Raw genomic sequence first — 16286 nt, forward strand, 5'->3', positions numbered from 1 at the left:
CGATCCGCTGCTCGAGGCCGTGCCGGAAGGCAGCATCTTCCTCGCCGACAAGGCCTATGACAGCGACGCCATCCGCGACAAGGTCGAGGCGCGCGGCAGCTTCGCCAACATCCCGCCAAAGGCCAACCGCAAGAAGGGCTTCGCCTTCAGCTCCTTCCTCTACCGCTATCGCAACCTGATCGAGCGCTTCTTCGGAAAACTCAAGCACGCCAGAGGCTTGGCCACGCGATACGACAAACGCGCCGACAACTTCCTCGCCGCTGCCAAACTCTTCTCAACTCGCCTATGGATCGCAGCTAATGAGTCCACGGCTTAGAGCGGCGCGGCGCTGCCGGCGCTGACCTGCCACACCGCCGCTTCGTCGCGGATTGCCGCGAAGGGGGCCAGTTCGGTGCCGGTCATCCACACCTGCGCGCTGCCGGCGGCAAGGCGGCTCAGCAGCGCGGCGCGGCGGCGCGGATCGAGATGGGCGGCCACCTCGTCGAGCAGCAGCACGCTTGGCCGCCCGGCCGCGGCGAGCGCGCTGTGGGCAAGGGTGATGGCGATCAGCATCGCCTTCTGTTCGCCGGTCGAACAGGCCGCTGCCAGCTGGCCGCTCCCCGCCATGCGCACCTCGAGCTCGTCGCGCTGCGGCCCGGTGAGCGCGCGGCCCGCCGCCCGATCCCGCGCCCGGCCGCGCGCGAGCGCCTCGGCGAGCGCGCCCTCCTCCATCGGGCCGCCGGGGCGGTAGGTGAGGAGCGGGCGGGCGAAGGGTTCGCTCGGCAGGGCGGAAAGCTCATCGGCGAGGCGCTGGACGAGTTCGGCGCGGGTGCGCGCCAGCGCCGCGCCATGGGCGGCGGCCCTGTGCTCGAGCGCCTCGAGCCAGCGCGGATCGCCCCCGCTTTCGAGCAAGCGGGCGCGCTCGCGCAGCGCGGTTTCAAAGGCGCTCACCTCGCGGGCATGATCGGGCGCGATGGCGAGGGCCATGCGGTCGATGAAGCGCCGCCGCGCCCCGGCGCTGTCGGTGAACAGGCCATCCATCGCCGGGGTGAGCCAGGTGAGCGCCAGCCACTCGGCCAGCCGCGCCGCGCTGGCGGGCGCGCCGTTGATGCGCACCAGCCGCCGCCCGCTCTGCCCCGGCTCGGAATAGGTGCCAAGCCGGGCCGTGACCGCGCCCGCTTCGGTAAGGCTCGCACCGATGGCAAAGGCAAGGGGCGCCGCATCGGGCGCGGTGCGGCGGCCGAGTTCGCCCAGATTGGCGCGCCGCAGGCCCCGGCCTGGCCCGAGCAGCGAAAGCGCCTCGATGAGGTTGGTCTTGCCCGCGCCGTTCTCGCCCACCAGCAGGTTGAAATGGGCCGTCTCGCCGAGCGTGGTGGCGGCGTGGTTGCGGAAGTTTTCAAGCGTGATGCGGCTGAGGCCCATGGCGTGGGCGCGGGGTTAGCACAGGCTGGCGATTTGGCCAGAGCGCGCGGGGCAAAAAGGTGCTCGCCAATCCTTGGCAAAAAATCCCAAGCTTTCGGATGGCTGAATGGGGCGTTGGCCGCCTGAAAGCATGGGAATGGCGCAAATCCGGCGTTTTTCGGGTTTGGCACGGCTCGTGCAGAAGGTTGGGCATCCCCGGGATGGTCCCGGATCGGATCGAAAAGACCAAGGAGATGGCCACCATGTTCGCCACCGAAACCACCGCCCGCCTGTCCGCCGCCGCCTTCGCCATCGTGCTCTCGGCGCTGTCCTTCGCCTACGCGATCATCCCCGCCACCCCCGCGCTGGTTGCCTGATGGCCCCGCGCACACAGCAACAGAAAGGAATGTCCATGTTCGGCTCCGACAACACCGCCCGCCTCGCTTCGGCTGCTTTTGCCGTGGTCCTCACCATCGCCAGCCTTGCCTATGCCATCATCCCGGCCAGCCCCGGCATGATCGCCTGACCACAACGCTCGCACAGGAGACTGAAGGACCATGAACGACATCGTCGGCAACACCCCCGGCAAGCCGCCCCGCGGCAGCTTCCGCCTCGACAAGGGCAAGGCCAAGGTGTTCGGGGTGTGCGCCGGGATCGGCAATTATTTCGGCATCGACCCGATGCTGGTGCGGATCGGCTTTGTCGCCGCCACGCTGCTCGGCTTCGGCAGCCCGGTGCTGATCTACCTTGCGATCGCCTTGATCGCCGATTGACTGCAGCCTGCCTGAGGCCCGACCCGGTTGCCGGGCGGCTGCACACCGATCCCAATCAACCGGGAGGGGCCGCAAGGCCCCTCTTGTGTGTCAGGGGCCCTCTTGCCTTTCACATCGCCGAAATGCCGCCGTCGATCTTGAGTTCGGCCCCGGTGACGAAGCGGCTTTCATCGCTGGCGAGATAGACCACCGCCTGGGCGATGTCATTGGGCTCACCCACAAAGCCAAGCGGGATCTGCCGCGCCAGCTTGTCCATCAGCACATCCTTGTCGAGCGCATGGGCGCGCGCCGTGCCATCGAGGATCGGGGTATCGACAAAGGTGGGGTGGATCGAATTGCAGCGGATGTTCATGCGCTTCTTGGCGCAGTGCAGCGCGATCGACTTCGAGAGCATCCACATCGCCGCCTTGCTGGCATTGTAGGCAGGCATGGTGTCGCTGGCGATCAGCCCGGCGATCGAGGAGATGTTGATGATCGATCCCGGCGCGTGTTCGCGCATCAGCGGCAGGGCCTTCTGGCAGCCGTGGAAGATCGAATTGACGTTGATGTCAAAGCAGCGCTGCCAATCGGCAAAGGTGCAGGTCTCGATATTGCCGGGAACCCCGATCCCGGCATTGTTGACGAGCACGTTAAGACCGCCGAGCTTGTCGCGCGCGGCATCGATGGCGGCTTCCCATTGCTCGGGGCTGGTCACATCATGGGCGAGGGCAAAGGCGGTGCCATCGCCGAGTTCGGCATTGATCATGGCCGCGGTTTCCTCGGCCCCGGCGGCGTTGATGTCAGTGGCCAGCACCCGCGCGCCCTCGCGCGCGAGCGCCAGGCAATGCGCCCGTCCCAAACCCTGCGCCGCGCCCGTCACCAGCGCCAGCTTGCCCGATACCCTTCCCGTCATGTCTCATCCCCTTGCAAGAATAGTGGTGTGAGCAGCATTGCGATGCGCACGTCCACCCCGTGCCCGGCGCGGCGCCAGTCCGCAACGAAATCGGCAAGGCCGGCAAGCGCCACGCGGTGGACGGTGATGTTCTCGCCCGCGGTGCCTCCGCCGGCGCTCACCCGGGTGAGCCCGGTGGCCTTCAGAAGCGTGAAGCATTCGGACACCATCCCGGGCGAGGAATAGAAATCGCCCAGCACCTCGAGCCGCGCGGCGCGGTAGCCGGTTTCCTCCTCGAGCTCGCGCGCCGCGGCGCTCAGCGCATCCTCGCCCTCGCCCCCGGCCTCGTCGCCCACCAGCCCGGCCGGGATCTCGAGGCAGAAGCGCGCGAGCGGCACGCGATACTGGCTCACCAGGATCACGTGGCGCGTGCCATCGGGATCGGTGTCGAGCGCGATGATCGCCGCGGCGCGGATGCCCCGCGCGCGCCCGACATATTCCCAGCGCCCGCGGCGCTTGGCGGTGATGAAGCGGCCTTCCCACATCACTTCCTCGGGAAGGTCGGCATCTGTGTCTGTGATCACGCGCGGCTCCGTTGCGGGCAGGTGTGGCGCCCTTCGACAGGCTGGCGCGCGGCTGGTCAAGCCCCTGATTGCGTCAGACCTCGATCAGCCGGTCGGGCAGTTCGTTGACGTCCTCGGCCCCGCGCGGGAAATGCTCGGCCAGCACGTGGCCGACATCGCGCACGCCCGCGGCCAGCCCCTCGGCCACGCGGCCCTTGCGGATATGGGCGAGCATGTCGGCCATGGCCTCGCCCCACACCTCTGCCGAAACCTTGGCCGCGATGGCCTCATCGGCGACGATCTCGGCGCGGTGTTCGGCCATCGAGAGATAGATCAGCACCCCGGTGCGCCCGGTGGTGCGGCGATCGGCACCCACCTTGAACTGGCGCACCGCCTGGGCGTGGACGCGCATGGTCTTGACCGGGCCGGGCACCAGCAGCCACTTGAGCGGCTGCCATTGCTGGATCAGCCACACGCCAAGAAACTTCACGAGCCCCAAGGCGATCACCATGCTGGCAAGCTCGCCGGTGGTCCACTGGTGGTCCCACCCACCAAAGGCCGCGTCCCAGGCCTCGAGAAAGGGCAGGGGAAAGGCCGCAAAGAGGCTCATCGCGGTGAAGGCCGCCCCCGCCGCCCACAGCAGCGCGACATCGGTATAGCCATCCGAACTGTCGGCCAGCACGGTGACGATCTCGCCCGCGGTCTGCGCCTCGGCCGCGGCCACGGCCTCGCTCACCAACTGGCGTCCGGCATCATCAAGATAGGCCATGGCTCACCACCCCCCGGAGGCGCCGCCGCCCCCGAACGATCCGCCTCCGCCGGAAAAGCCGCCGCCGCCCCAGCCGCCCCCGCCGCTGCGGCCGCCGCCCGACATCATCCCCCGGGCAATGGCGCTGCCCACTTCCCACAGGATGATGTCGCGCGCGGTATCGCCAAGGTCGCGGCTGCCCCAGGGGCCGGCGCCGCGGGCACGATAGCGCCGCCGCCGCCCGCGCCCGGCGAGCGCAGGCAGGATGAAGAAGAAGAATAGGAAGGCAAGCCAGATCAGCACGCCCACCGGAAAGCCGCCATCGCTCTTGCGCTTCTTGCCGGCCTCGGCCGCGACCTTGGCAGCCTCCTCGGGCGGAAGCTGCAATTGCGCGATGATCGCGTCGGTCCCGGCCTCGATCCCCCCGGCAAAGTCGCCATTGCGGAAGGCGGGCAGGATGGTGTTCTGGATGATCAGCGCCGCAAGCGCATCGGTGAGGTAGCCTTCCAGCCCATAGCCGACCTCGATGCGCACCTTGCGCTCGTTGGGCGCAACCAGGAGCAGCGCGCCATCGTCACGCTCCTTGTCGCCAAGGCCCCAGTGCCGGCCGAGCTGGTAGCCATAATCGGCAATGTCATAGCCGTTGAGATCGGGCACGGTCGCCACCACCAGCTGGCGCTGCGACTGGGCCTCGAGCGCCTCGAGCTTGGCGGTAAGGCGCGCCTCGACCTCGGGCGGGAGGAGATCGGCGGCATCCACCACCCGCCCGGTGAGCGGGGGAAATTGCGGCTCGGCGGCAAGGGGCGCGGCGAGCCACGCCCCCACCAGTGCCAGCGCCAGGGCAAGGAGCCGGATCACGGCTGATCAATTCGTCGTCATGTCGATCTTGGGCGCGGCCTCGGCGCCTTCGGTCACCGCCTTGTAGGGCACCATCGGCTCGGCCCCGTGGATCACCTTGGCGCCGATGATATCGGGGAAGGTGCGGATCGTGGTGTTATACTTGCGCACCGCCTCGTTGTAGTCGCGGATGGCCACCGCAATGCGGTTCTCGGTGCCTTCAAGCTGGCTTTGCAGCGCGAGGAAGTTCTGGTTCGACTGGATCTGCGGATAGGCCTCGAAGCTGGCGAGCAGCCGCCCGATCCCGGCGCCAAGCTGGCTCTGCGCCGCGGCGAAGGCCTCCATCTTGGCCGGATCGGTAAGATCATCGGGGGTGATGTTGATCGCGGTGGCCTTGGCGCGCGCCTCGGTCACTTGGGTGAGGATGGTGCGCTCGTTCTCGGCCGCGCCCTTGGCCACCTCGACGAGATTGGGGATGAGATTGGCGCGGCGCTGGAACTGCGCCTCGACATCGGCCCACTTGGCCTTGGCCTCTTCTTCCGCCGCCGGCACCGAGTTGATCCCGCAGGCGGCAAGGCTGAAGGCGAGCGCCGCGGCAAGGGCGCCGCGCAGCATGGTGGCAAATGGCATGAAGCAATCCCTCCTGTTTGCGCGCGGGGGGAGAAGGCCCCGGCACTGTGTATTGCGGATATAGCACACCCCGGCCCCCATTCAAGCGGGGCAAGGGGGTAAAGTTATGGCTTGGCAGGGCCTTGCGCGGGTGCCACAAGCGCGGCTGCAACCAAGTCTTGCAAGCCAATCAGGGGGATCGCCATGCTTTCGGAATTTCGGGCCTTCATCGCCAGAGGCAATGTCATCGATCTGGCTGTCGGGGTGATCATCGGCGGCGCCTTCGGCACGATCGTCACCTCGCTCACCGAGGAGATCATCATGCCGATCGTCGGGGCGATCTCCGGCAATATCGACTTTTCGGATCGCTATATCGTGCTTTCGGGCGAGGTGGCGCCGGGCACGCCGCTCGCCGCCGCGCGCGAGGCGGGGGCCAATGTGATCGGCCTTGGCGCCTTTGTCTCGAGCGTGATCAATTTCCTCATCCTTGCCTTCATCATCTTCCTGATGGTGCGCTATGTGAACCGGCTCACCGCGCAATTTGCCAAGCCCGAGGAGCCGGCCGCGCCTGCGGGGCCGAGCGAGATCGACCTGCTCACCGAGATCAGGGACGCGCTCAAGAAATAAGGCGCCTTTGTTTTGCGCGCCCCCATCCGGGGGCGCGTCCTCGGTGCAGTTCCCTTCGCTTTGCTGTGGGGCACCTGCGGGCGGGCGGTCGCCCTTGCGGTCGCTGCGCGACCGAGGCGTGCCATTGGATACCGCGGTCCGCATCCACTTCACATTCAGGAATGGATCGCTATATCAGCTCTCGCCGGTTTCGGTCGGCTATGGCGATAAATGGCTGCGTGCAATAGGCACAACGGACCCGGGGGCAGTACCCGGCGGCTCCACCATCTGCGCCGCACCCGGCATGCCGCAAGCGTGCCGGGCCGGCGGCTCAGCTGATGGGGCCGAACCAGGATCGACGTGTGTTGAAAAGCGTGGTTTTCGCCCGGGCTGAGTAACCCGTCAAAGGCTCACATCCACAAGTGCCAACGACAACGAAGCACTTGCTCTGGCTGCGTAATCTGACGGCCTAGCGGCCTGAACTTACAAAGCCTTGAGCGCGGTTGGACCGACCGGTCAACAGAACGGATTCCGGGGGCCCGGGGGAGCCTAGCAACAGAATCCCCCACCTTCGCGCCGCTGCCGCTTGCCCTTGCGATCAGCCCTGCTGCTTGCCGGCCTGCGCGCGCAAGGCTGCCACTTCCTTTTCAAGCTTGAGGCAATCGAGGATCTTCGCGCCCCCGAGGAACACCGCGCCGGTGGTGGCAAGGAACAACAGCTTGCCGCCGAAGCCGGGATATTGGTGGAGATAGGCGGTGCCGCGCGCGGTGGCGCCCAGCGCCAGGGCATAGATGATCAGGAACGCTTCAAAGCGCGTCTTGATCACGAACAGCCTTGAGAGCTTGCGCAGCATGGCATCTCCCGCTCAGGCGCGACTCGGTTGCCTTTCCGCGCCGCCTTAGGATTTCGGAAAGGTTACGCCCGAAAGCCGCCGCCGCGCAAATGCGTTAACCAAGTGCGGCAAGATCGAGCGCCTCGAGCAGCGCCTGCCGGGCGGCGATCACGCTCCTTGCCAATGGCTCTGTCCCGATATCGGACGGATCGATCTGTTCGGGCCAATGGGCCTCGATTACCGCGGCGATGCGATCGGCCTTGGCCTCATCGAGCAGGAAGCGCGGATCGACCGTGGCCGGATCGCAAACCACCCGCAGGCGCAGACAGGCCGGGCCCCCGCCATTGGCCATCGACTGGCGCACATCGACCGGGATCACCTGACGGATCGGGCCGTTGCCGGCCAGCATCGCGGTGCACCAGCCCCATACCGCCGGGCTTTCGCGGCATTCCTCGGGCACCACCAGCGCCATCTCGCCGCTCGGCAGGGTGAGAAGCTGGGCGTTGAACAGATAGGTGCGGATCGCCTCGTCAAGGCTGACCGCGCTCGCGGGCACCTCGACCACCTCGAGCGCGGGGAAGGCGCGCCGGATTGCCTCATAGGCCGCCTCTTGATCGGCAAAGGCCTCGGCATGGGTAAAGAGCACCCGCTCGTTCGCCACCGCCACCACGTCATTGTGGAAGGCCCCGGCGGCTATCGCGGCGGGGTTCTGCTCGATGAAGAGGGTGCGTTCGGGCGCGAGCCGGTGCGCGCGGGCGATGAGGCGGCTGGCCTGTTCGTGCTGGCGCGCGGGGAAGGGCCCGCCGCTCTTGCCATAGACGAACACCTCGACCCCGACGTCTGCATGGCTTTGGCACAGGCGCATGTGATTGGCCGCGCCCTCATCGCCCAGGCTCGGCGGCACGGGATCGTGGATGACGAAATGGTCGCGGCTGGCAAAGGCCAGCTCGAGCTGGCGCCTGGTATCGGGCCATTCCTGCGCGCGGTGGAGCATGGTGACAAGATTGGCCGGAGTGAGGTGGCACTTGCCATCGGCCGTATCGGGCGCAGGGGAAACGGTGGCGGCATTGGCGGTCCACATCGCCGAGGCCGACCAGGGCGCCGCGCGCAGTTGCGGCGGCTCGCTCCCATCAAGCGCCAGCGCCGCTTGAAGCGCGCGGTTGGGGCGGGGCAGGGGAACGAAGAAGCCCTGCACCCCGAGCCGGGCGAGATTGCCGCGCATCTTGGCCAGCCCCTGCAGCGCCGCGGCGCGCGGATAGGAAGGATCGCCGGCGTGCGCCGCGCTGGCGATATTGCCGAGGCTGAGCCCGGCATAATTGTGGCTGGGGCCGACGATCCCGTCGAAATTGATCTCAACAAGGCTCATCGCGCCACGCTCCACACCTCATCGCCCTCGCGCACGTCGAGCAGGTCGGCGCTCGCCGCATCGATCGCGATCCCGCCTTCCTCATCGAGCACCCTCACGCCGAAACAGGCGCGAAAGGCGCCGAGGCGCCCGGTGGCAAGGATCGCCTTTTCCCCTTCGCTCACGTCAAGACGCCGCACCTTGGCCTTGCGGCTGGCCTTGATGCTGGCGACCTCGTCGGTGCGCGCGGTCATCGTCGGGCCGCCATCGAAGATGTCGAGGTAGCCCTCGAAGCGGAAGCCCTCGTGCTCGAGCATCCGCATCGCCGCGCGCCCGCTGGGATGGGGCACGCCGATGGCGCTGCGCGCTTCCTCGCCCAGCATCGCCACATAGACCGGGTGCTTGGGCATCAGATCGGCGATGAACTGGTTGCCGTTGATGGCGTTGAAATAATCGGCCTCCTGAAAGCTCATCCCGAAGAAGCGCCCGGCCACCCCGTCCCAAAAGGGCGAGCCGCCGCGCTCATCGATGATCCCGCGCAGCTCGGCCAGGATGCGCTCGGCAAAGCGGGGGCGGTGCATGGCGATGAACAGATAGCGTGAGCGCGCCAGCAGCAGCCCCAGCCCCCCGGCGCGCTCATTGGGGTGGAGGAACAGCCCGCCGACCTCGCTCGAGCCTTCCAGATCGGTGACGAGGCTGAGCATCTCGGCCCGGACGGTGCGGTCAAGCTCCTTGGAATATTGGGTAAGGGTGTTGAGGCGGTAGGAATAGAACGGCCAGCGCTGGCCCACCTGGCTCATCAGCTGGCAGGTGCCGCGCACCGCACCGGTGCGCACGTTCTCGAGCACCAGCACGAACAATTCGTCGGCAAGGCTCTCCTCGGTGCGGGCAAAGGCGGCCTCGGCGCGCTCGAGCTTGGCGCGCAGCGCCGCACGGTCGGGCGGCAGGTTGGTAAAGCCCCCGCCGGTGAGCTTGGCCATCTCGTAGAGCGCTTCAAGATCGCTCGGGCGCGCGGCGCGCAGTCGAAAACTCATGCCAGGGCTCCTTCGGCCAGCCGTTCGATCACCCGGGCCGAAAGCGCGGCGCGTTGGGCAAGGCTGGGGACGATCAGATATTCATCGGCGGAATGGATCGCCCCGCCGCACACCCCCATGGTATCGACCACCGGCACCCCGCAGGCGGCGATATTGTTGCCATCGCACACCCCGCCGCTCGGCCGCCAGGCGATCGCCTGGCCAAGCTCGGCCCCGCAGGCGCGCACGAGATCAAACAGGCGCTGCGCGCGCGCATCGACCGGCTTGGGCGGGCGGGTGACGCCGCCGTGGGTGTCGATCACCACCTCATGCGCGGCGGCGATCCGGGCGGTGAGCGCGGCAAGATCGCGGGCAAAGCCCTCCATCGCCGCCTCACTCCTGGGGCGGATGTTGAAGCGCAGCACCGCCAGATCGGGCACCACGTTGTTCGCCGATCCGCCATCGACGCGCGCCGGGTTGATGGTGAGATCGTCGCGTTCGAGCGCCTTCAGCCCCAGGATCAGATCGGCCGCGGCAACGATGGCGTTGCGCCCCTCGTGTGGGTTGCGCCCGGCATGGGCGCTGCGGCCGCGGATGGTGAGGGCGTAATTGCCCGTGCCGCCGCGCGCATGGGCGAGCGTGCCATCGGGCAGGGCCGCCGGCTCATAGGTGAGCGCGGCGAGCTTGCCCGCGGCAAGCTCGGCGATCAGCGCGGCGCTGGCGAGCGAGCCGGTTTCCTCATCGGAATTGATGAGCACGTCATAGCCCATGAGCGCCGCGGCGGGCCGGCTTTCGAAGGCGAGCAGCGCGTGGAGCATCACCACGATCCCGCCCTTCATGTCGGCAACCCCGGGGCCGTTCAATGTCTCGCCATCGATCCAGCGCTGCGCCTGGAAGGGGTGATCGGGCGCGAACACCGTGTCCATGTGGCCGGTTAGGAGAATGCGCCGCGCGGCCTCTGGCCGCACCTTGACCACCAGGTGCTGGCCGTGGGGCTGGTCAAACGCGCGGCCATCGGCGCCGATCGCGCTGACCGGGGCGGGATCGACCAGTTCCACCGTGCCGGGCAGGGCGGCGAAGGCCTCGGCGAGCTGGGCGGCCTGGCGCGCCAGCCCGGCGAGATTGCCGGTGCCGGTGTTGATCGCGCTCCAGCTTTCCACCGCGGCGAGCATCGCGGGCGCATCGAAGGCGACAGGGGGCAGGGGGGCTTGCATCCGTCCCCCTCTAGCCGCCCGCGGCGCTGCGGCCAAGGCGTTGCAATCCCAGCGCGGCTCGGCCATAGGGCCTGCCGTCCTCTCCTCCCCGGGGCGCTTGAGAACCCACGAGGACAAATGATGACCGAGATGACCACCCGCGCCGGCCTTGCGATCGATTCGCGGCTCGCCGCCTTCCTCGAGACCGAGGTGCTTGGCCCCCTCGGGCGCGATGTGGGCGCCTTCTGGCAGGGCTTTGCCGCGCTCCTCGCCGAGCTTGCGCCGCAAAACCGCGCGCTCCTCGCCAGGCGCGAGGAATTGCAGGCCAAGATCGATGCCTGGCACATGGCGCGCGCGGGCCAGCCGCATGACGCCGCCGCCTACCGCGCGTTTCTCGAAGAAATCGGCTATCTCGTGCCCGAGCCGGGCGCTTTCACCATTGGCACCCAGAACGTCGATCCCGAAATCGCCACCATGGCCGGGCCGCAGCTGGTGGTGCCGATCCTCAACGCCCGCTTCCTCCTCAACGCCGCCAATGCCCGTTGGGGGAGCCTTTATGACGCGCTCTATGGCACCGATGCGCTCGATGCGCCGCCGCCGCGCCCGGGCGGCTATGACGCGGCGCGCGGGGCCGCGGTGATCGCGCGGGCGCGCCGCTTCCTCGATGAAACCTTCCCGCTTGCCGATGGGGCAAGCTGGGCTGACCTTGCCGGGCGCGAAGAGGTGCAGCTTGCCGATCCGGGGCAATTCGTCGGCACCACCGACAAGGGCCTCTTGCTCAAGAACCACGGCCTTCATGTCGAGGTGGTGTTCGATCGCACCGCCCCAGTGGGGGCGAGCGACAAGGCCGGGATTGCCGACATCATCATCGAGGCCGCGCTCACCACTATCGCCGATTGCGAGGATTCGGTTGCCGCGGTCGATGCCGAGGACAAGCTTGCCGCCTATCGCAACTGGCTTGGCATCATCCGCGGCGATCTTGAAGAAACCTTTGCAAAGGACGGGCGCACCATCACCCGGCGCCTCAATGAGGACAAGCGCTACACCGCGCCCGATGGCAGCGTGCACCACCTTCCCGGGCGCAGCCTGATGTTCGTGCGCAATGTCGGCCACCTCATGACCAATCCGGCGATCCGCCTGCCCGATGGCAGCGAGGTGCCCGAAGGGATCATGGACGCGGTCTTCACCGCCGCGATCGCCACGCTGGGGCTTGAGGGCCATGGCCGCTTTTCCAATTCGCGCACCGGCAGCATCTATATCGTCAAGCCCAAGATGCACGGGCCGGAAGAATGCGCCTTTGCCAACACCCTGTTTGACCGGGTGGAGGATCTCCTCGGCCTTGCCCGCCACACGCTCAAGGTCGGGGTGATGGACGAGGAGCGCCGCACCAGCGCCAATCTTGCCGCCTGCATCCACGCGGTGAAGGACCGCATCGTGTTCATCAACACCGGCTTTCTCGATCGCACCGGGGATGAAATCCACACCTCGATGCGCGCCGGGCCGATGCTGAGGAAGGGCGCGATGAAGGAGAGCGCGTGGCTCAAGGCCTATGAGGCGAGAAATGTCGCCATCGGCCTTGCCCACGGCCTTTCGGGCAAGGCGCAGATCGGCAAGGGCATGTGGGCCGCGCCTGATCTGATGGGGCAGATGATGGTGGAGAAGATCGCGCACCTCAAGGCCGGCGCCAACACCGCCTGGGTGCCCTCGCCCACCGCCGCGACGCTCCATGCGCTGCACTATCACCAGGTTGACGTGTTCGAGGTGCAAAAGCACCTGCCCGCGCCGCCGGGGCTCGAGGCGCTGCTTACCATTCCGCTGGCCGAGGGCGCGAACTGGTCGGAGGAGGAGATCAGGGAGGAGCTGGACAATAATTGCCAGGGCCTGCTCGGCTATGTGGTGCGCTGGATCGACCAGGGGGTGGGCTGCTCCAAGGTGCCCGACATCAATGATGTGGGCCTGATGGAAGACCGCGCGACTTTGCGCATCTCCTCGCAGCACATCGCCAACTGGCTGCTGCACGGGGTCATCACCGAGGAACAGGTGATGGATTCGCTGCGCCGCATGGCCGCCAAGGTCGACGCGCAGAATGCTTCCGATCCGCTCTATGTGCCGCTCACCGGCAACGAGAACGGCCCCGCCTTCAGCGCCGCGAAGGACCTGATCTTCAAGGGCGTGGAACAGCCCAGCGGCTACACCGAGCCGCTGCTCCACCACTGGCGACAGGTGAAGAAGGCGCAAGCCTAGCCGCGCCACCGGAACGCGGGGCGGCAATGCCTTACCGGCCGAGCGCGCGGGCCAGCGCCACGAACTCGGCGACGCTGACCGTCTCGGCGCGGCGGGTCTTGTCGATGCCGAGGGCCGCGAGGGCTTCCAAGGCGCCCGGCACGCCCTTCAAGCTCTGGCGCAGCATCTTGCGGCGCTGGCCGAAGGCGGCTTCGGTGAGCCGTTCGAGGGTGGCCGCGCTGACCCCTTCGGGCATGGCCCCAGGGACGAGATGCACCACCGCGCTCATCACCTTGGGCGGGGGGGTGAAGGCGCTGCGGTGCACCTTCATGGCGATGCGCGCCGCGCTGCGCCACTGCGCCAACACGGCGAGGCGGCCATAGGCAGGGCTGCCGGGAGCGGCAACGATCCGCTCGGCCACCTCGCGCTGGAACATCAGGGTGAGCGAGCGCCACGGCGGTGGCCAGGCCTCCCCCGAAAGCCAGCCGACGAGCAGCGCGGTGCCGACGTTGTAGGGCAGGTTGGAGAGGACATGGAAGGGCTGGCCCTGCATCAGCGCGGCGTGATCGAGCTTGAGCGCGTCACCTTCGATGACGGTGAGCTGGCCGGGGAAGCGTTCCCCAAGTTCGGCGAGCGCGGGCAGACAGCGCCGGTCCATCTCGATCGCCGTCACCTGCGCCCCGGCGCGCAGCAGCGCGCGGGTCAGCCCCCCGGGGCCGGGGCCGATCTCGAGCACCCGGGCGCCCGCCAGATCGCCCGGGATCGCGGCGATGCGGGCCAGCAATTGTTCATCGAGCAGGAAGTTTTGCCCCAGCGCCTTGGACGCCGAGAGGCCGTGGCGCGCGATCACCTCGCGCAGCGGGGGAAGCTCAGCCACCGCCCGCCGCCCGGCGTTCCGCCATCTCGGCGGCAAGGGTGATCGCCGCGGCCATCGCCCCCGGATCAGCCAGGCCCTTGCCGGCGATGTCGAAGGCGGTGCCGTGATCGGGCGAGGTGCGCACCAGCGGCAGGCCGAGCGTGACATTGACCCCTTCATCAAAGGCCAGCGCCTTGACCGGGATCAGCGCCTGATCGTGATACATGGCCAGCGCCGCATCATAGGTGGCGCGCGCGCGCGGGGTGAACAGGGCATCGCCCGGCACCGGGCCGAAGGCGGCGATCCCTTCGGCCCGAAGCGCGGCGATGGCAGGGGCGATGATCCGCGCCTCCTCATCGCCGAACTGGCCGCCTTCGCCCGCGTGAGGGTTCAGGGCGGCGATCGCCAGGCGCGGGGCGGCGATGCCGAAATCGCGGCGCAGCGCCGCGGCGGTGATGCGTGCCTTGTGGCAGATGAGATCGACCGAAATCAGCCGCGGCACCTCGGCAAGCGCGACATGCACCGTCAGCGGCACGGTGCGCAGGCCCGGCGCGGCCAGCATCATCACCGCATCGCGATAGGGCCGGGCGCAGGCATCGGCGAGAAACTCGGTCTGGCCGGGATAATCCCAGCCGATCGCGGCGAGCGCGGCCTTGGCGATCGGGGCGGTGACAAGCCCCCCTGCCACCCCGGACAGCGCGAATTTCGCCCCCCATTGCAGCGAGGCCAGCGCGAGCCGCGCACCCTCGGGCGAGGGCTGGCCAGGCATGAGCGGCGCATCGAGCCCGGCCAGCACCGGCAGGCCCGCCGCGCTGGCAAGGTGTGCCTCGGCAGGCTCGGCAATCGGCACGATCGGGCAATCGATCCGCAATGCCTCGGCCACTCCGGCCAGCAGCTGCGCCCCCCCGACCACGAAGGCCGCCGGCGCATGGCCCTCGGCCACGAGGCGCGCCCAGGCGCCGAGGATCACCTCGGGCCCGATCCCGGCCGGATCGCCGATGGTGATGGCCAGCGGCGCGCGCGCCACGATCAGTTGTATTCGATATAGGCGTCGTTGCGCAGGTCGCGCAGATAGCGCTGGGCGCGCTTGTTGACGCGTTCGTCCTCGAGATCCTTCATCACCGCGGCAAAGCTCGGCGCCCCGGCATCAGGCGGATCGTCGCGCCCGCACAGCATCAGCACCCGCACCCCTTCCTTCACCCCGCCAAAGGGCGGGGTGGTCTGGCCGATCTGGAGGTTGAGCAGGATCGCGCGCAGCTGTTCGGGCAGGTTGGCGGCCTTGATCTGGTCGTTGGAGATCACCTCCGCCCCGATCCGCGCCGCCCCGGCCTCGACATCGCCGCAGCCGCGCAGGGAGCTGAGGAAATTGCTGAACTCGGCCACCTTCGCCTCGGCCTCGGCCTGGGTCACATTGGGCGGGAAGGCGATCGAGATCTGCTTGAGGCTGAGGATCGCCTCGTTGGGATCGGCGCTCAGCACCTTGCGCTTGTTGATGAGGTAGAGGATCGAGAAGCCGCCCGGGATCTCGATCGGCCCCACCAGCTGGCCCGGCACCATGCTGCGCGCCGCGGCGGCAAGCTGCGGCGGCAATTGCCCCAGCCGCACCCAGCCCAGATCGCCCCCCACCACCGCGGTGGTGGCCTCGGAGAACTGGCGGGCATAGGCGACGAAGCTGCCGCCCTGTTCAAGCTGCTGCATGATCGCCTGGGCATTGGCGAGCACGCGCTCGCGGTTCTCGGTGGTGGCCGAGAGGAAGATCTCACCCAAACGGTATTCCTCGGTGCCCTTGGCTTCGGTGAGACGCTTGAGCACGTCATTCACTTCCTCGGCCGAGACATTGACGAAGGGCATGATGTTGCGGCGCAGCAGGTTTTCCCAGGCGATCTCGCCCTCGATCTGGCGCTTGAGCGAGGCCGGCGAGGACCCGATCGAGACGAGATATTCGTCCATCTTGCGCGTATCCCCGCCGAAGTTCTGCCCGGCGAGCTGCGTGTAGGTTTGTTCGATCTCCTCGCGCGCAGGCGCGAGCTTGGCTGCCTCGGCCGCCTGGATCTTGAGCGTCTCGTCGATGAGGTTGCGCAGCACCTGCACCCGCAGGCGCAAGAGTTCCTCAGGCGAAAGCTGGGCATCGGAGGCCGAGATCACCAGCGCGAGGCGCTGATCGATATCCGATCCGGTGATGACATAGCCGTTGACGATCGCCGTGGCGGTGCGCCGGTCGGGATCGTTTCTGCCGAACAGGGTGATGTCGGCAGGCAGGCCAAAGGGATTGTCGGCGGTGGGCACCGCCACGGTCTGCGCGGGCGCGGCCACCGGTATCGCCGCCAGCGCCACCAGCCCCGTCGCCGCCAGCGCCGCGGCGGTGCGGGCGAGGGGGCCCCTTGAAAACGTCATCATGTTCACTCGCATCATCCCGTCTTGCGGCCCTCATCGATGG

At 68.2% G+C, this 16286-nt stretch carries 19 protein-coding genes and 1 other RNA gene; 7 read left to right on the forward strand and 13 right to left on the reverse strand.

Annotated features, from left to right (window positions below):
* Window positions 1-316 (forward strand): IS5/IS1182 family transposase (locus G524_RS0106085; protein ID WP_027442915.1); only part of this gene is annotated, 316 nt, incomplete at its 5' end.
* On the opposite strand, the gene recF is transcribed toward G524_RS0106085, so the two are convergent.
* Window positions 313-1401, reverse strand: coding sequence for a DNA replication/repair protein RecF (gene recF / locus G524_RS0106090; RefSeq protein WP_027442916.1), 1089 nt, complete (start codon window positions 1399-1401; stop codon window positions 313-315). The two genes, G524_RS0106085 and recF, sit on opposite strands and share 4 nt — an antisense overlap.
* Window positions 1402-1634: 233 nt before the next feature.
* On the opposite strand from recF, the gene G524_RS17080 reads away from it, so the two are divergent.
* From G524_RS17080 to G524_RS0106105, 3 genes are read left to right on the forward strand one after another with little or no spacing between them, the layout of a single operon-like run.
* Window positions 1635-1757 carry an enoyl-CoA hydratase gene (locus G524_RS17080; protein WP_245561308.1) on the forward strand — a complete coding sequence of 41 codons (123 nt, stop codon included), beginning with the start codon at window positions 1635-1637 and terminating at the stop codon, window positions 1755-1757.
* Between the two features lie 35 nt (window positions 1758-1792).
* Window positions 1793-1906, forward strand: coding sequence for an enoyl-CoA hydratase (locus tag G524_RS17085; RefSeq protein WP_211219292.1), 114 nt, complete (start codon window positions 1793-1795; stop codon window positions 1904-1906).
* 31 nt (window positions 1907-1937) lie between these two features.
* Complete coding sequence (locus G524_RS0106105; RefSeq protein WP_027442917.1) at window positions 1938-2153, forward strand: PspC domain-containing protein; 216 nt, start codon at window positions 1938-1940, stop codon at window positions 2151-2153.
* 109 nt (window positions 2154-2262) lie between these two features.
* On the opposite strand, the gene G524_RS0106110 is transcribed toward G524_RS0106105, so the two are convergent.
* The 5 genes from G524_RS0106110 to G524_RS0106130 form a co-directional block, all read right to left on the reverse strand.
* The gene (locus G524_RS0106110) at window positions 2263-3045 is read right to left on the reverse strand and encodes an SDR family oxidoreductase (RefSeq protein WP_027442918.1); all 783 of its coding nucleotides are present in this window, start codon (window positions 3043-3045) and stop codon (window positions 2263-2265) included.
* The gene (locus tag G524_RS0106115; RefSeq protein WP_027442919.1) at window positions 3042-3605 is read right to left on the reverse strand and encodes an NUDIX hydrolase; all 564 of its coding nucleotides are present in this window, start codon (window positions 3603-3605) and stop codon (window positions 3042-3044) included. Before G524_RS0106115 ends, G524_RS0106110 begins: the two co-directional genes overlap by 4 nt.
* Window positions 3606-3681: 76 nt before the next feature.
* Window positions 3682-4356 carry a TPM domain-containing protein gene (locus G524_RS0106120; protein ID WP_027442920.1) on the reverse strand — a complete coding sequence of 225 codons (675 nt, stop codon included), beginning with the start codon at window positions 4354-4356 and terminating at the stop codon, window positions 3682-3684.
* 3 nt (window positions 4357-4359) lie between these two features.
* On the reverse strand, window positions 4360-5193 hold the full coding sequence (locus G524_RS0106125; protein ID WP_027442921.1) for a TPM domain-containing protein: 834 nt from the start codon (window positions 5191-5193) through the stop codon (window positions 4360-4362).
* A 6-nt stretch (window positions 5194-5199) separates the two neighbouring features.
* Window positions 5200-5802 (reverse strand): LemA family protein, encoded by a 603-nt coding sequence (locus G524_RS0106130; RefSeq protein WP_036857560.1) that lies wholly within the window; start codon window positions 5800-5802, stop codon window positions 5200-5202.
* Between the two features lie 183 nt (window positions 5803-5985).
* Here G524_RS0106130 and mscL point away from each other — a divergent pair, with 183 nt between their 5' ends.
* Window positions 5986-6408, forward strand: a complete 423-nt coding sequence (mscL, locus tag G524_RS0106135; protein WP_027442923.1) for a large conductance mechanosensitive channel protein MscL — start codon at window positions 5986-5988, stop codon at window positions 6406-6408.
* Between the two features lie 144 nt (window positions 6409-6552).
* Window positions 6553-6921, forward strand: a transfer-messenger RNA (tmRNA) gene (gene ssrA / locus G524_RS16565).
* 64 nt (window positions 6922-6985) lie between these two features.
* On the opposite strand, the gene G524_RS0106140 is transcribed toward ssrA, so the two are convergent.
* The 4 genes from G524_RS0106140 to G524_RS0106155 form a co-directional block, all read right to left on the reverse strand.
* The gene (locus tag G524_RS0106140) at window positions 6986-7240 is read right to left on the reverse strand and encodes a hypothetical protein (protein ID WP_027442924.1); all 255 of its coding nucleotides are present in this window, start codon (window positions 7238-7240) and stop codon (window positions 6986-6988) included.
* A 94-nt stretch (window positions 7241-7334) separates the two neighbouring features.
* Entirely contained in the window at window positions 7335-8585 is a 1251-nt protein-coding gene (locus tag G524_RS0106145) for an N-succinylarginine dihydrolase (protein ID WP_027442925.1), read from the reverse strand.
* Complete coding sequence (locus G524_RS0106150; protein ID WP_027442926.1) at window positions 8582-9598, reverse strand: arginine N-succinyltransferase; 1017 nt, start codon at window positions 9596-9598, stop codon at window positions 8582-8584. Before G524_RS0106150 ends, G524_RS0106145 begins: the two co-directional genes overlap by 4 nt.
* The gene (locus G524_RS0106155; protein ID WP_036857561.1) at window positions 9595-10791 is read right to left on the reverse strand and encodes a hydrolase; all 1197 of its coding nucleotides are present in this window, start codon (window positions 10789-10791) and stop codon (window positions 9595-9597) included. The genes G524_RS0106150 and G524_RS0106155 overlap by 4 nt, the downstream gene beginning before the upstream one ends.
* A gap of 120 nt (window positions 10792-10911) precedes the next feature.
* Between G524_RS0106155 and G524_RS0106160 the strand changes: the two genes are divergently transcribed.
* A complete protein-coding gene (locus G524_RS0106160) occupies window positions 10912-13014 on the forward strand; it encodes a malate synthase G (RefSeq protein ID WP_027442928.1) in 2103 nt (700 codons plus the stop codon).
* Between the two features lie 31 nt (window positions 13015-13045).
* Here the strand turns inward: G524_RS0106160 and rsmA are convergent, their stop codons facing one another.
* The 3 genes from rsmA to G524_RS0106175 are packed head-to-tail and all read right to left on the reverse strand — an operon-like array spanning window position 13046 to window position 16246.
* Complete coding sequence (gene rsmA, locus G524_RS0106165) at window positions 13046-13870, reverse strand: 16S rRNA (adenine(1518)-N(6)/adenine(1519)-N(6))-dimethyltransferase RsmA (protein WP_027442929.1); 825 nt, start codon at window positions 13868-13870, stop codon at window positions 13046-13048.
* A complete protein-coding gene (gene pdxA / locus G524_RS0106170) occupies window positions 13863-14879 on the reverse strand; it encodes a 4-hydroxythreonine-4-phosphate dehydrogenase PdxA (protein ID WP_027442930.1) in 1017 nt (338 codons plus the stop codon). The genes rsmA and pdxA overlap by 8 nt, the downstream gene beginning before the upstream one ends.
* Entirely contained in the window at window positions 14879-16246 is a 1368-nt protein-coding gene (locus tag G524_RS0106175) for a peptidylprolyl isomerase (protein ID WP_027442931.1), read from the reverse strand. Before G524_RS0106175 ends, pdxA begins: the two co-directional genes overlap by 1 nt.
* Window positions 16247-16286: the final 40 nt, after the last annotated feature.

Origin of the sequence: Erythrobacter cryptus DSM 12079 (genome assembly GCF_000422985.1) — a bacterium.
Taxonomy (GTDB): Bacteria; Pseudomonadota; Alphaproteobacteria; order Sphingomonadales; family Sphingomonadaceae; genus Erythrobacter; species Erythrobacter cryptus.

What these genes read in the sequence shown, in the direction of transcription:
- G524_RS0106130 (WP_036857560.1), bottom strand. Translation starts at nt 5,802, where the DNA reads ATGCCATTTGCCACCATGCTGCGCGGCGCCCTTGCCGCGGCGCTCGCC.
- G524_RS0106160 (WP_027442928.1), top strand. Translation starts at nt 10,912, where the DNA reads ATGACCGAGATGACCACCCGCGCCGGCCTTGCGATCGATTCGCGGCTC.
- G524_RS0106145 (WP_027442925.1), bottom strand. Translation starts at nt 8,585, where the DNA reads ATGAGCCTTGTTGAGATCAATTTCGACGGGATCGTCGGCCCCAGCCAC.
- mscL (WP_027442923.1), top strand. Translation starts at nt 5,986, where the DNA reads ATGCTTTCGGAATTTCGGGCCTTCATCGCCAGAGGCAATGTCATCGAT.
- G524_RS0106105 (WP_027442917.1), top strand. Translation starts at nt 1,938, where the DNA reads ATGAACGACATCGTCGGCAACACCCCCGGCAAGCCGCCCCGCGGCAGC.
- G524_RS0106155 (WP_036857561.1), bottom strand. Translation starts at nt 10,791, where the DNA reads ATGCAAGCCCCCCTGCCCCCTGTCGCCTTCGATGCGCCCGCGATGCTC.
- G524_RS0106120 (WP_027442920.1), bottom strand. Translation starts at nt 4,356, where the DNA reads ATGGCCTATCTTGATGATGCCGGACGCCAGTTGGTGAGCGAGGCCGTG.
- G524_RS0106140 (WP_027442924.1), bottom strand. Translation starts at nt 7,240, where the DNA reads ATGCTGCGCAAGCTCTCAAGGCTGTTCGTGATCAAGACGCGCTTTGAA.
- G524_RS0106175 (WP_027442931.1), bottom strand. Translation starts at nt 16,246, where the DNA reads ATGATGACGTTTTCAAGGGGCCCCCTCGCCCGCACCGCCGCGGCGCTG.
- G524_RS17085 (WP_211219292.1), top strand. Translation starts at nt 1,793, where the DNA reads ATGTTCGGCTCCGACAACACCGCCCGCCTCGCTTCGGCTGCTTTTGCC.
- recF (WP_027442916.1), bottom strand. Translation starts at nt 1,401, where the DNA reads ATGGGCCTCAGCCGCATCACGCTTGAAAACTTCCGCAACCACGCCGCC.
- G524_RS0106110 (WP_027442918.1), bottom strand. Translation starts at nt 3,045, where the DNA reads ATGACGGGAAGGGTATCGGGCAAGCTGGCGCTGGTGACGGGCGCGGCG.
- G524_RS0106150 (WP_027442926.1), bottom strand. Translation starts at nt 9,598, where the DNA reads ATGAGTTTTCGACTGCGCGCCGCGCGCCCGAGCGATCTTGAAGCGCTC.
- G524_RS17080 (WP_245561308.1), top strand. Translation starts at nt 1,635, where the DNA reads ATGGCCACCATGTTCGCCACCGAAACCACCGCCCGCCTGTCCGCCGCC.